General features: G+C 70.9%; 13 protein-coding genes. All 13 read right to left on the bottom strand.

Annotated features, from left to right (window positions below; genetic code table 11):
* Positions 1-14: 14 nt before the first annotated feature.
* Positions 15-536: a hypothetical protein gene (locus OHA86_RS27825; RefSeq protein ID WP_329179553.1), complete on the bottom strand. Its 522-nt coding sequence runs from the start codon at positions 534-536 to the stop codon at positions 15-17.
* Complete coding sequence (locus tag OHA86_RS27820) at positions 533-1,807, bottom strand: MlaD family protein (RefSeq protein ID WP_329179552.1); 1,275 nt, start codon at positions 1,805-1,807, stop codon at positions 533-535. Before OHA86_RS27820 ends, OHA86_RS27825 begins: the two co-directional genes overlap by 4 nt.
* Entirely contained in the window at positions 1,807-2,928 is a 1,122-nt protein-coding gene (locus tag OHA86_RS27815) for an MCE family protein (RefSeq protein WP_329179550.1), read from the bottom strand. Before OHA86_RS27815 ends, OHA86_RS27820 begins: the two co-directional genes overlap by 1 nt.
* Positions 2,925-4,079: an MCE family protein gene (locus OHA86_RS27810; RefSeq protein ID WP_329179548.1), complete on the bottom strand. Its 1,155-nt coding sequence runs from the start codon at positions 4,077-4,079 to the stop codon at positions 2,925-2,927. Before OHA86_RS27810 ends, OHA86_RS27815 begins: the two co-directional genes overlap by 4 nt.
* Positions 4,076-5,161, bottom strand: a complete 1,086-nt coding sequence (locus tag OHA86_RS27805) for an MCE family protein (RefSeq protein ID WP_329179545.1) — start codon at positions 5,159-5,161, stop codon at positions 4,076-4,078. The genes OHA86_RS27810 and OHA86_RS27805 overlap by 4 nt, the downstream gene beginning before the upstream one ends.
* Positions 5,158-6,189 carry an MCE family protein gene (locus OHA86_RS27800; RefSeq protein WP_329179543.1) on the bottom strand — a complete coding sequence of 344 codons (1,032 nt, stop codon included), beginning with the start codon at positions 6,187-6,189 and terminating at the stop codon, positions 5,158-5,160. The genes OHA86_RS27805 and OHA86_RS27800 overlap by 4 nt, the downstream gene beginning before the upstream one ends.
* Positions 6,186-7,451, bottom strand: a complete 1,266-nt coding sequence (locus tag OHA86_RS27795; protein WP_329179540.1) for an MCE family protein — start codon at positions 7,449-7,451, stop codon at positions 6,186-6,188. The genes OHA86_RS27800 and OHA86_RS27795 overlap by 4 nt, the downstream gene beginning before the upstream one ends.
* On the bottom strand, positions 7,448-8,263 hold the full coding sequence (locus tag OHA86_RS27790) for an MlaE family ABC transporter permease (RefSeq protein WP_329179537.1): 816 nt from the start codon (positions 8,261-8,263) through the stop codon (positions 7,448-7,450). The genes OHA86_RS27795 and OHA86_RS27790 overlap by 4 nt, the downstream gene beginning before the upstream one ends.
* A gap of 4 nt (positions 8,264-8,267) precedes the next feature.
* Positions 8,268-9,080, bottom strand: coding sequence for an MlaE family ABC transporter permease (locus tag OHA86_RS27785; protein ID WP_329179535.1), 813 nt, complete (start codon positions 9,078-9,080; stop codon positions 8,268-8,270).
* Entirely contained in the window at positions 9,077-10,060 is a 984-nt protein-coding gene (locus tag OHA86_RS27780) for an ABC transporter ATP-binding protein (protein WP_329179534.1), read from the bottom strand. The genes OHA86_RS27785 and OHA86_RS27780 overlap by 4 nt, the downstream gene beginning before the upstream one ends.
* Before the next feature lie 57 nt (positions 10,061-10,117).
* Entirely contained in the window at positions 10,118-11,785 is a 1,668-nt protein-coding gene (locus tag OHA86_RS27775) for a DUF6801 domain-containing protein (protein WP_329179532.1), read from the bottom strand.
* Between the two features lie 186 nt (positions 11,786-11,971).
* Entirely contained in the window at positions 11,972-12,571 is a 600-nt protein-coding gene (locus OHA86_RS27770) for a hypothetical protein (RefSeq protein WP_329179531.1), read from the bottom strand.
* 142 nt (positions 12,572-12,713) lie between these two features.
* Positions 12,714-13,349: a hypothetical protein gene (locus OHA86_RS27765; protein WP_329179530.1), complete on the bottom strand. Its 636-nt coding sequence runs from the start codon at positions 13,347-13,349 to the stop codon at positions 12,714-12,716.
* Between the last annotated feature and the right edge of the window lie 24 nt (positions 13,350-13,373).

The raw sequence follows: 13,373 nt of genomic DNA, 5'->3' as shown, positions 1-13,373 counted from the left end.
TCCTTCCTCGGCTCTCAACTCGCCCCGACCGGTACCGCGGTGAGCGCGGCGAGCTTCCAGCCGTCCGCGGTGCGCGACAGGCCCGCCTCGAAGCGCTTGCGGTCGGTGGTGGCCGCGCCCGTGGCCGGGGTGACCTCGACCTGCACGGTGGCGATGAGCTTGGCCGTGCCCGCCCTGGTGTCCAGTTCGGTGACCGCCGCGTCGGTGACGGTGCCCCGGGTGGAGGTCCCCGACTGCTCGAGCGTGGCCGCGTCGGCGGTGTGGGTGCTGGCCATCCGGTCGTGCAGCGGCCCGGTGGTCACCGTGAGCCACTGGCCGAGGTCGCCGGCCGCGTGGGCGGCGTCGACGGTGTTGAGCCGGGCGATGTCGTGCGTGCCGTCGGCGAGCGCGGCGTCCCGCGCCTTGCCGTAGCTCAGCGCGTCGTCGCCGCGGGTGTCGGCGTACGACCAGGCGCCGAGCCCGCAGACGACCGCGGCCGCCGTCCAGGCCGCCACCCACCCGGCGGCCCTGCCGCGTATCGCGCGGGGCAGCCTCATGACGTCACCCCCAGCAGGCCCGCCATGGTCGAGGGACCGCCGGGCGGCAGCGCGGGCAGGCCGAGCGCGCCGGGCAGTACGGGTCCCGCGGGAACGGAGTAGGCGGCCGTCGTGCCGGGTGACAGGACGGAGCCGGGCACCGCGGGTGTCGGCACCCCGCCGCCGTCCGGGGCGTGCGCGGAGCCGCGGACGCCGATGCCGCTGGACGCGGGGGCGGTGCAGCGGGCGGCGGTGTTGAAGGCGGTCGCGGGGGCGCTGGTGTCCAGGCCGTTGCGGTAGGCCGTACCGCCGTAGCCGGAGGTGCAGGGCAGCGGCGCGAAGAAGGTGGTCGCCATGCCGAAGTGCAGGCCCTTGGAGTCGACGGAGGAGGAGCCGGCGGCGACCACCGCGGGCACCTTGACCAGGAATTCCTCGATGCCCCGCTGCCGGGTCGCGGCGATGTCGGAGGTGGTGAGCAGATTGGCCAGCACCACGCTCAGCTGCGGCCCGACGTCCCGCAGCAGCGCGCTGACCTGGACGGCCGCGTCCGGCGCCGCCGTGATCAGCCGGCGCAGGTCGGTGTCGGAGGAGTTGAGCTGCGCGGCGAGCTGGTTGGCGCTGTCGGCGAAGGACTTGATGGCGGCGCCCTCGTCGGCCTGGGTGGTCAGCACGGTCTGCCCGTCGACCAGCAGCTGGGTGTCGGCGGGCAGGTTGGTGTCGGCGGCGGAGATGAACTGGCCGCTGGAGTCCAGCAGCGACTGGAGGTTGTCGGCCTGCCCGTTGAAGGCCTGGCCGAATTCGTCCACGACGGTGCGCAGCGAATTGAGCGGTACGGAGCCGGCCAGGTCGTTGACGCTGGTCAGCAGGTTGGTGACCGGCGCCGGGATCTGCGTGGACGCCTCGTCGACCCGGGAGCCGTCGTGCAGGAAGGGTCCGTTGTCGGTGCTGGGCCGCAGGTCGATGTACTGCTCGCCGACCGCGGACAGGCTCGCGACGACGGCCTCCAGGTGCTCGGGGATGCGCGGCGCGGAGTCGTTGATCCGCAAGGAGGCCTCGACGCCGTCCGAGGTGAGCCGGATCGGCCCGACCCGGCCGACCGACACCCCGCGGTAGGTGACGTCGGAGTGCTCGAACAGGCCTCCTGCCTCAGGGAGTTCGACCTTGACGGTGTAGTAGCCGCTCAGTCCGACGTAGCGGCCGAGGTCGGCGTAGCGCACTCCGATGTAGCCGAGCACCAGGACGGCGACCAGCAGGAAGGCGATGTTCTTGACGACCGTGGTCCTGGTCAGCATCAGCGGCCCCCCGCCGTGGTGGTGACCGAGGGCAGCGGCAGCGGCAGGCCCTTGGGGATGTTGTTCTTCTTGCCCAGCGACTGCGGGGTCGGCGGGTAGGAGTTGTCCTCGGACGTGAGTATCGGGGTGAGCTGGGTGCCGGGGGCCGCGGTCAGGTCGAGGTAGACGTTGAGGTAGTCGCCCTTGACGCCGTGGAGCACCTCGTCGGTGAACGGGTAGGTGAGCAGCACCTGGAGCGAGTCGGGCAGGTCCTTGCCCGAGTCGGCGAGCCGTTGCAGGGTGGGCGCGAGGGCCTGGAGGTCGGCGACCATGTCGTCCTTGCTCTGGTTGACGGTGTTCACCGCGACGCCGGAGAGGGTGTCCAGCGCCCGCAGCATCGTGACGAGCGAGCCGCGCTGCTGGTCGAGCACCTTGAGGCCGGGGCTCAGACCGGTCAGTACGGTGCCGATCTTCTGGTCGCGTACGGCGAGGGTGGCGGACAGCTGGTTGACACCGTCGAGCGCGTCCGTGATGTCCTGCTTGTGGGTGTCGAGGTCGGTGACCAGCGTGTCCACCTGGCTGAGCATGTCCCTGACCTGGGGCTCGTTGCCGGTCAGCGCTTTGTTCAGCTCGGTGCTGATGGTCTTGAGCTGCTGGATGCCGCCGCCGTTGAGCAGCAGCGACAGGGCGCCGAAGACCTCTTCGACCTCGGGGTTGCGGTTGGTGTGCGAGGTGGGGATGAGCGCGGCGCCGTTGAGGTGGCCGTGGGGCGGCTCGTTGGACGGCGGCGCGGACAGCTGGACGTACTTCTCGCCGAGCAGGCTGGACTGCTCCAGGTGCGCGTAGGCGTTGGCGGGCAGTTCGACCTTGCCGTTGACCTTCATGGTGACCAGCGCGGACCAGCCGTCGTCGGCCAGGTGGATCGAGGTGACCCGGCCGACGGCGACGTCGTTGACCCTCACCGAGGCCTGCGGTACGAGGTCGAGGACGTCGGCGAACTGCGCCTTGACCGTGTAGGGGTGGCTGCCGAGGTCGGCGCCGCCGGGCAGCGGGATGCTCTGCACCCCGCCGAAGGAGCAGCCGGCCAGGGTCAGGCTGAGCAGCGCGCCGAGGGCCGCGGTGGTCGTACGCCGTCGGCTCATCGCGCGGCCCCCTCGGTGGTGACGTCCCCGGCCGCGGGGAAGGGCAGCGGCAGGTGCTTCGCGGCCGGGGAGCTGGTGGACGTACCCGCGGAGGAGGAGCCGGACGCGGGGGTCGGGTTGCCGCCCATGCTCAGCTCGTTGATGTTGGCGCGGCCGTCGATGGTGTGGTGCTTCGGGTCGTACGCGTTCAGCAGGTCGTCGGCCGCCAGTGGTGCGGTGTCGAGGAGTTCGGCGAGCGAGGCGCGCTGGTCGACCAGGGTCTGGGTGATCGGGGTGAGCTTGCTGATGCTGGTGGTGAGCCGGCCGCGGTTGTCCTGGATGAAGGTCTTCACCTGGCCCAGCGCGGTGGACAGTTGCTGGAGCGCGCCGCCGAGGTCCTGTTTGTCGGCGGCCAGGAAGCCGGTGACGGTGGAGAGCTGGTCGGCCGCCGCCTTCACCTTGCCGTCGTTGTTCTTGAGCATCGTGGTGAAGGACTGGAGGTAGGACAGGGTCGCGAAGAGGTCGTCGCTGTGGCTGTTGAGGGTCTTGGAGGCCTGGCCGAGCTGGTTGATGCTGTCGCCGATGGCCTTGCCGTTGCCCTGGAGGTTCTGGGCGCCGGTGTCGAGCAGTCCCGACAGGGCGCCGGTGGCGTTGGCGCCGTTCGGGCCGAGGGCGTCGCTGAGCTGCGTGATGCTGTCGTAGAGCTGGTCGATCTCGACCGGGGTGGCGGTGCGCCCGGCCGGGATGACCGCGTGGTCCTTCAGCTGCGGGCCGCCGGTGTAGGCGGGGGTGAGCTGGACGTAGCGGTCGGCGACGACGCTGGGGGCGACGACGACGGCTCCCGCGCCGGCCGGCACCTTGACGCCGTGGTCGAGGCGCAAGGTGACCTCGACCTGCTTGCCCTTGGGCTCGACCGCTTCGACGGTGCCGACCTTCACGCCCAGGATGCGCAGGTCGGAGCCCTTGTAGACGCCGACGGCACGGTCGAAGTAGGCGGTGACGTGGCGGCCGTCCGGGCCGCCGAAGGCCACGAAGCCGGCGGTGACGACGGCCGCGGCGACCAGGACGAGGACCAGGCCGGCCGCCAGCAGCCGCCGGGAGACCCGTACGGCGGGCAGGGCGGGCCGCGGCAGCCGCGGGCGGGGCCGGGGGCGCGGGCGCGGGATGGTCATGACGCTCCTCCCGTCGCCTTGGGCGGCATGCAGCCGGTGGCCGGCGGGGTGCCCGCGGGCAGATAGCTCTTCGGCACCAGACCGCACAGATAGCTGTCGAACCAGCGCCCGTTGCCCAGGGTGTTGCCGACCAGCCGGTAGTAGGGGCCGGCCAGCGCCAGCGCCTGGTCGAGGCTGGACTGGTTGGCGACCAGCACACCGGTGACCCGGTCCAGGGCGTCCAGGGTCGGGGCGAGCTGCCGGGTGTTGTCGGCGACCAGGCCGCTCAGCTGGATGCCCAGATCCTGGGTGCCGGTGAGCAGGGTGTGGATGGCGTCCCGCCGTTTCTGGATCTCGCCGAGCAGCAGGTCGCCGTCCGAGATCAGGGTCTGGAAGCGGCTGTTCTGGTCGGAGAGGGTCTGGGTGAGCTGCTTGCTGCCGGTGAGCAGTTCGGCGAGCTGGGCGTCCCGGCTGGAGATGGTCCGCGACAGGGACGACAGCCCGGTGGCGGCGCTGCGTACGGACGACGGGGTGTCCTTGAAGGTGTCGGAGATCGTCTGGAAGCTCGCCGCGAGCTGCCGGGTGTCGATCGACCCGAGGGTCTGGCCGAGCCCGTTGAAGGCCTGCGTGACGTCGTACGGCGAGGTGGTGCGGCTCTTCGGGATGCGGGTGCCGGGGTTCTGCCTGCGGCTGCCGAGCGGGTCGAGGGCCAGGTACTTCTCGCCGAGCAGCGTCTTGATGCCGATCGCGGCGGTGCTGGCGTCGCCGATCCAGGTGTGCCGGACCTTGAAGCTGACCTTGACCTGGGCGCCGTCCAGCGACACCCCGGTGACCTTGCCGACCTTGACGCCGGCCACCCGTACCTCGTTGCCGGGGCGCAGGCCCGCCGCCTCGGTGAAGTTCGCCGAGTAGCCGGTGCCGCCGCCGATCACCGGCAGGGCGTCGGCGTTGTAGGCGACCAGGCCGGCCAGCGCGAGCACCAGCAGGCCGATCGCGCCGACGGCCACCGGGTTGCGCTCCCGCAGCGGGCGGAAGAGCGGCCTGCCGCGGTTCGCGGGGGCGCGGAAGGGCGGCCGGAGGCCGCGCAGACGCGGGCGGTTCATGACCGGCACCTCGCTTCGGTGATCGCTATGCCGGTGGGCGGCTTGCTGCCGTCGGAGGTGGTCACCCCGGCGACGGTGGCCTGGCACAGGTAGAGGTTGAGCCAGGAGCCGTACGAGGAGAGCCGCCCGATGGCCCGGAATTTCTGCGGGGTGCTGACCAGGAAGTCCTGCAACTGCGGTGTGGCGTCACCGAGGTTGGTGGACAGCCTGCCGAGCTGCGCGATGGAGTCCTTGAGCGGCTGCCGGCCGTCGGTGAGCAGGCCGGCGGTGCTGGTGGTCAGCTGGGAGATCGCCGTGATCGACTGGCCGATCGGCTCGCGGTCGCCGGCGAAGCCGGTGACGAGCTGCTGGAGGGTGGTGACCAGGTCGTTGAAGTTGGCCTCGCGGGTGTTGACGGTGGTCAGCACGCTGTTGAGGTTGTCGATGACCTGGCCGATGACCTGGTCCTTGGCGGCCAGCGTGGTGGTCAGCGAGCCGATGCTGCCAATCAGGCTGTCCACGGTGCCGCCCTCGCCCTGGAGCACCTGGACGATCTCGCCGGCGAGCTGGTTGACGTCCTTCGGGGACAGGCCCTCGAAGAGCGGCTGGAAGCCGGCGAAGAGCTGGGTGAGGTCGAGCGCGGGGGTGGTGTGGTCCAGCTGGATGGTCTGGCCGGGCTGGAGGGTCTGGCCGACCGGGCCGGTGCCCTGTTCGAGGTCGATGTAGCGCTGGCCGACGAGGTTCAGGTATTTGATGGTGACGTCGGCGGACTTGGGCAGGGTGCGCTCGCGCTGGACCGAGAAGTGCACCTTGGCCAGGTGGCGCTGGTAGACCTTGATCGAGTCGACCTGGCCGACCTTCACCCCGGCTATCCGTACGCTGTCGCCGGACGCGAGGCCGGTGGTGTCGGTGAACAGCGCGTTGTAGCCGGAGGTGTCGCCAACGCCGGCGCCCGCGATGCTGACCGCGAGCGCGGCGGTGGCCAGCGCGGTGACCAGGATGAAGATCAGCGACTTGATGACCGGTCCGGCCAGGCTGCGGCGCTTCACTTGACGGTCACCTCCGCTCCGCGGAAGACCGGCCCGGTCAGCAGGCTGCTCCAGTCGGGCAGCGACTGCGCGGTGGTGTGCGCGCCGGGGGCGAGGAGTTCGTCGATCAGCTCGTTCTCCTGCGGGGAGTTGGCCAGCGCGGCGGTGCCCTTGCCGGTGTAGGGGACGGGGTAGCACTTCGGGCCGCCGCGCGCGCCGTACACCGGGGTGTCCTTGCCCGCCACGTACGTGCCGCGCGAGGGGACGGTGGTCAGATCGACGTGCAGGCCCGGCTCGTGGCTGCCCTTGCCGAGTGCCTTGTCCATGACGGGCACGAAGTCGGCCAGGGTGCGCAGGGTGCACGGGAAGGAGGGCGCGTACGTCGCGAGCAGGCCGAGGGTGCCGCGGCTGTCGGCGGCCAGCCGGATGAGGTTGTCGCTGTTCTGCCGCAGGTACGCCGTGACGTCCTGGGCGGTCCCGGTCGCGGTGCCGTACAGGGTGCTGAGGTTGGCCTGCTCGTCGGCGATGGTGCTGCTGGTCCTCGTGAAGTCGGTGAGGGCCTGCACGATGTCGGGGGCGGCGGCGTTGTAGACGCGGCTGACGGTGACGAGCTGCTTGATGTCGTCGTTGAGCGCGGGCAGTTCGGGGTTGAGCTTGCGGAGGTAGCCGTCCAGCTGGACCAGGGTGGTGCCGAGCTGGGTGCCGCGGCCGTCCAGCGCGGTGGCGACCGCGTTGAGGGTGGCCGACAGCTTCTGCGGCTGGACGGCGGTCAGCAGCGGCATCACGTTGTCCAGCACCTGCTGGAGTTCGATGGCGTCGCCGGAGCGGTCCTGCGCGATGGTGCTGCTCGCGGTGAGCGTCGGGCCGCCGGCCCTGGTGTCCGCGGGCGGCACCAGGGCGACGAAGCGGGCGCCGAAGAGGGTGGTGGGCAGCATCTGGGCGGTGACGCCGGCCGGGATGCGGTGCAGCTGGTCGCGGTCGATGGCCAGCGTGAGCCGGGCGCCCGCCCCGTCGGCGTGGATGCCGCTGACCCGGCCGACGACGACCCCGCGGACCTTGACGTCGGCGCCGGGGTGCATCTCGTTGCCGACGCTGCCGGTCAGCACGGTCACGGTCGCGTCGTCGCTGAACGCCTTGTCGTAGACGGCGACCGCGAGCCATGCCAGCAGGGCCGGGACCAGCAGGAAGACGATGCCGGCCGTCCTGCGCCCCGCGGTGGTGCCGCGCAGCCGGGCGCGGCGGACCGGCCCGGCGGCGGGGGTACGGGTCTCGGTGGTGGTCATCCGGCCACCCGCACGGTGGTGGTGGCGCCCCACAGCGCCAGCGACAGGAAGAAGTCGGTGACCGAGATGATCACGATGGCGTTGCGCACCGAGCGCCCGACCGCGATGCCGACACCGGCCGGTCCGCCCTTGGCGGTGTAGCCGTAGTAGCAGTGCGCGAGGATCACGATCACGCTGAAGACCAGCACCTTCAGGGTGGACAGCAGCACGTCCTCGGGAGACAGGAACAGGTTGAAGTAGTGGTCGTAGGTGCCCGGCGACTGGCCGTTGAAGAACACGGTGACCAGCCGGGAGGCCGCGTAGCTGCTGATCAGGCCGATGCCGTACAGCGGCACGATCGCCACCACCCCGGCGATGATGCGGGTGCTGACCAGGTACGGCATGGAGCGGATGCCCATCCCCTCCAGCGCGTCGACCTCCTCGTTGATCCGCATCGCGCCGAGCTGCGCGGTGAAGCCGGCGCCGACGGTGGCGGACAGCGCGAGCCCGGCGACCAGCGGGGCGATCTCGCGGGTGTTGAAGTACGCGGAGACGAAGCCGGTGAAGGCGGCGGTGCCGAGCTGGTTCATCGCCGCGTACCCCTGGAGGCCGACGACGGTGCCGGTGGCCAGGGTCATGCCGATCATCACGCCGACGGTGCCGCCGATCACGCCGAGCCCGCCGCTGCCGAACGCGACCTCGGCGAGCAGGCGCTGCACCTCCTTGAGGTAGCGGCGCAGGGTGCGCGGGATCCACAGCACGGCGGTGACGTGGAAGATGAAGTGGTCGCCGGTCTCGTCCAGCCAGCGCAGGGGGCGGTTCAGGAGCGCCATCGGGTCAGGCCCCCTTCTGCGGGACGAGCTGCAGATAGATCGCGGTGAGCACCACGTTCACGAAGAACAGCAGCAGGAAGGTGATCACCACGGACTGGTTGACGGCGTCGCCCACGCCCTTGGGGCCGCCCTTGGGGTGCAGGCCGCGGTAGGCGGCGACGATGCCGGCGATGAAGCCGAAGATCACCGCCTTGATCTCGCTGATGTAGAGGTCGGGCAACTGCGCGAGCGACGAGAAACTGGACAGGTACGCGCCCGGGGTGCCGTGCTGGATGATGACGTTGAAGAAGTAGCCGCCGGCCGTACCGACCACCGAGACCAGGCCGTTGAGCAGCAGCGCGACCAGCATGGTGGCCAGCACCCGCGGCACGATCAGCCGCTGCACCGGCGAGACGCCCATCACCTCCATCGCGTCCAGCTCCTCGCGGATCTTGCGCGACCCGAGGTCGGCGCAGATCGCGCTGCCGCCGGCGCCCGCGATCAGCAGCGCCACGATCAGCGGGCTGGCCTGCTGGATCACCGCGAGCACACTGGCGCCGCCGGTGAAGGACTGGGCGCCCAGCTGCTGGGTGAGCGAGCCGACCTGGAGGGCGATGACCGCGCCGAAGGGGATCGACACCAGCGCGGCGGGCAGGATCGTGACGCTGGCCACGAACCAGAACTGCTCGATGAGTTCGCGGGCCTGGAAGGGCCGCCGGAAGGTGTCCCGTACGGTCGTGGCGGCGAGCGTCATCAGCTGGCCGGTCTGGCGCAGCGCCCCGGTGCCGGGGATCTGTCGGCGCGGCGCGGGTTCGCGTACGCGCACCGGTGCGCTCATGCCGGCTCTCCGTGGACGGGGGCGAATCCTGCCTGCACGGCGGTGCGGGCCGCGGCGGGCAGCTGGTCCCACATCGCCAGCACCCGCGCCTTGCGGCGCTGTACGGCCTGCCGCGGCGGCATTCCGGGGCTCGGTTCCAGCTGGGGTACGACCTCGGGGGGCCCGAGCGGCGCCCTGCCGTCGTCGGCCAGCTGCTCCATGGCGAGGGTGGCCTCGTCCTTCTCCTCCGCCATCCCGATGGGTCCCTCGCGGCGCCCGCTGAGGAACTGCCGGATCACCGGCACCTCGCTGGTCAGCAGCAGTTCGCGCGGCCCGAAGGTGACCAATTCGCGGCGGAAGAGCATGCCCATGTTGTCGGGCACGGTCGCGGCGATGTCGAGGTTGTGGGTGACGATCAGCATGGTCGCGTCGATCTGCGCGTTGAGGTCGATCAGCAGTTGCGAGATGTAGGAGGTGCGCACCGGGTCCAGGCCCGAGTCGGGCTCGTCGCACAGGATGATCTGCGGGTCGAGCACCAGGGCGCGGGCCAGCCCGGCGCGTTTGCGCATGCCGCCGGAGATCTCGCCGGGGAGCTTGCCCTCGGAGCCGACCAGGCCGACCATGTCCATCCGCTCCATGACGACGCGGCGGATCTCCGACTCCTTCTTGCGGGTGTGCTCGCGCAAGGGGAAGGCGATGTTGTCGAAGAGGTTCATCGAGCCGAACAGCGCGCCGTCCTGGAACATCAGGCCGAACAGCTTGCGGGTCTGGTAGATGTCCCGCTCGGGGCCGTTGACCATGTCGACGCCGTTGACCAGCACCCGGCCGCGTTCCGGTTTGAGCAGGCCGATCACGGACTTGAGGAAGACGGTCTTGCCGGTGCCCGAGGGGCCCAGCATCACGCTGACCTCGCCGGGCGGCAGAGTGAGCGTCACATCCTGCCAGACGTTCTGTTTGCCAAAGGACTTCGTCAGGCCTTCGACGATCACTTCGATTCCCATTGCACCTCCCGTGGGCGGGGTTTGGATGGCCGAGCTAGGCGTCGCGCGGGGGCGCGGTCAGCGGTGGGGCGGTACGGGGTAGGGAATCGCCGGGTTGCAGTAGGTGGGGTCGGCAAGCGGTGCGCACAGCGGTCCCTGGATGAGGTTCAGCGAATTCCCCGAACCCGAGATCGCCGAGGTGAACAGGGCGTCGAGGTTTTCCCCGGTGGCGCTGCGGCAGCCGGTGAAGGGCGGGATGTACAGGTCGTCCTGCTTGATCGGGCCGCCCTGCTGGATGGCGTAGTCGGTGGGGCTCACGACCCCGTCGAGCCCGCTGCGGTTGGTGCCCACCAGCTTCAGGTTGATCGGCGCCACCGTCCGGCACGCGGAACCCACGTCCATCGGCTGCCCGTTGATCTTCACGTCGGTGAGCCGCAGGTCGTCCTTGCCGTAGATCGTGGTGACGTACAGCTCCGCGCCGATGCCGGTGGTGATGACCGTCATCACCCCGCGGGTGGTGAGCCGCATCGTGGCCGTGGTGGGCATGAAGCCGTACGTCAGGAAGGTGGACTTGGCCGGCGGGATGTCGAAGCTGGCGACGGAGTCGAGTTCCACGTACGGCTGGTCCGGGTTGTCGAAGGAGAAGACGCTTCCCACGGTGGTGATGTCGGCCAGCGGCGGGTCGGGGGCGTTGAGGTCGTTGATGACCGCGGCCCCGTTGAGTTTCGCCACGTTGGACAGGCCGGTGATGAAGCCGCACTGGGAGAGCCGCTCGATGGGCGGGTCGCCGGGGGCCGGGTAGACGGTGGCGCCGGGCGGGCGCTGCTTGGCCTGCTCGGCGATGATCGCGGGATCGGGGTCCCCGGTGGGCGCCGGCGGGCAGTCGTTCTTGTCGGACAGGACCGGGGTGTGCACCGTGATGGTGCTGTTCCGCTTCCCGGCGGGCGGTGCGGCCGGGGACGTGCCGGCGGGCGCGGTGCCGCTCGCGGTGGGGGTGCCGGGGCCGTCCGTGCCGGGGGTGGGCGACCCGGTGGGTCCCGTGGGGTCGCCGGCCGCCCGTACGGTCGCCAGCAGGGTGTCCTGGCCGGACTTGGGCGAGCAGTCGCCGGTGATGTCGGGAAGCGCCGGGGGGATGCTGCCCGCCGCGGTGGCCCGTCCCGAGCTGGTGCCGAAGCCGGTGGCGGTGCCGGACGCGGTGGGCGCCGGGGTGGCCGGTGCGGTGGGCGGCGCGGTGGGGGCGGCCACCGGGTGCAGCGTCAGGGCCAGGTCGCCGGCCTCGAAGGCCACCGCTCCCGGCGCGGTCACCGACAGCGGCGGCACCGTACCGCCGAAGGCGAGCCGCACGTCGTCCGTGCCGTCGGCCGGCACCCCGGGGGCGGTCAGGCCGGGCCAGGGCGCGTCGGCCGTCGAGGTCCCCTGCGAGACGTGCACGGTCAGCGCCGCCGACCCGGACAGGGTGGCCGCCGGCGCGGGCAGCATCGCGGTGACGCCGGCCCGCGGGATGGTGACCACGGCCTTGAGCGCACCGGGCTGGATGGGCTTGCCGACCGCCGCGCCGCCGGGGTAGTCCTGCGTCAGCGCGACGGTGACGTCCTGGGCACCGGAGGCGAAGCGGCACTCGTAGCCGAGCGTCAGCTTCCCGTCCCCGTCGCCGCCGATGGCCGTGGAGGCCGGCCCGGACAGCAGCCCCGCCACGAGCGCGACCGTGGTGATCGTGGCGAAGCGCACCGTTCGACCCGGTAGCACGGCACCCCTCATCTCTGCATTCCTCCAACAGGCTCAGCGGCAGGACATTACGTGCGGGTAATAAGGCCCGACAAGTGATCGAACAGGCAGACACCTCGCAATCTCGCGGGGCGCTGATTTCTTGTCACCTGATGACAAATCCGGTCCGCCGCTTTGTCATCGGGTGAGTACGCGGGCCGCCCGCGGCTAGCTGATGCTCTGGGGCGGGGACAGGGTGTAGGCGCCGGTGCCGACGGTCACCGCGTTTCCGTTGTTCAGCAGTCCGAGGCAGCCGGTCACGTTGTAGAGCACCAGCGAGCCGGAGGTCACGGTCAGCGTCTGCGGGACGGAGTTGTTGTGGCTCCAGCCCAGCGTTCCGCCCACACCCGCGCCGCCGGGACCCGCGATGGTCGCCTTGCAGATGCCGCTCAGCTGGACGCGGAAACCGGTGAGGGTGCCGGTGGCGACGCCCGTGGTGGCGTTGTAGGTCGTCTCGTTGACCGTCCAGGGCAGGCCGAGGAAGGACATGGTGAAGGTCAGGCCCGCGGGGCCGCTGCACATGGTGGCCGTCGCGGAGGAGACGTGGCCGATGACGGGCGTGGACGAGGACATCAGGGTGCCGCCGAGGTTCAGCGTGCCGCAGGTGATGTTGACCCCGGTGACGGGGTTGCCGATCACCCACGGCGAGGTGGCCGCCGTGAAGGGCCCGCCGGGTGTCACGGTCCCGGCGAAGGCCGAGGTGCTCAGGGTGAGTACGGCGGCGAATGCCGCGATCAGCGGTGCGAGATACCGGAGAGCTCTTCTCATGTCCGTCCCCTTGCCTTCCCTTTCCCGGGGCCTTCTCCGACCTTTTCCCGGGAGTTTTTTCCTGGCCTTTCGCTGGCGCGACCCCGGCCCGAATTCCGGGCCGGGGTCCTTTGCGTACGGCATTCCTGCGATCAGCGCCCGATCACGGGGAGGTGATCTTCAGGGTGGTGAGGTTCACGACGTAGCTGCCGTTGAAGACGGCGAGGTCGTTGTTGTTGATCAGACCGAGGCAGATGCCCGAGACGCTGTACGCCTTCAGGTTGCCGCCGGTGATCGCCAGGGTGTGCGTGCTGTTGGTGTAGGTCGCCGTCAGGGTCGCGCCGGTCGTCACGCCCGACGGGTCGGCGAAGGTGGCGTTGCACAGGCCGGAGAGCTTGGCGATGACACCGGTGAGGGTGCCGGTGGTGACACCGGTGGTGGCGTTGTAGGACCCGGCGTTGATGTGCCACGGCAGGCCCTGCGCGGAGACGGTGAAGCTGATGCCGGCCGGGCCGGTGCAGCCGGTGAACGACAGGGTGGCGATGGAGGCGATGCCCGTGCCGGACAGGCCGGTGCCGTTCGGCGCGCTGCCGGTCGCGGCCGACGAGGTGCAGTTGAGCGTCGTGCCGGTGTTGGTGTCCTTCAGGGTCGGCTTGCTCGCGGAGGCGGTGAAGTTGCCACCGCCGGTGACGGTCCACGTGCCGGCCGCCGAGGCGGGGCTGGCGGCCAGACCGACCGCCGCGGCGATCGCGGCACCGGTGACGAACGTGCTCTTGGTGAGAGTGGAGAGCTTGCGCACGGGAGGGTCCTTCCTGGAAGTTGA

It is taken from the genome of Streptomyces sp. NBC_01477, assembly GCF_036227245.1.
Classification (GTDB): domain Bacteria; phylum Actinomycetota; class Actinomycetes; order Streptomycetales; family Streptomycetaceae; genus Actinacidiphila.
Note: the sequence above shows the minus strand (reverse complement) of the source record. Positions and strands in the feature narration are given on the sequence as shown.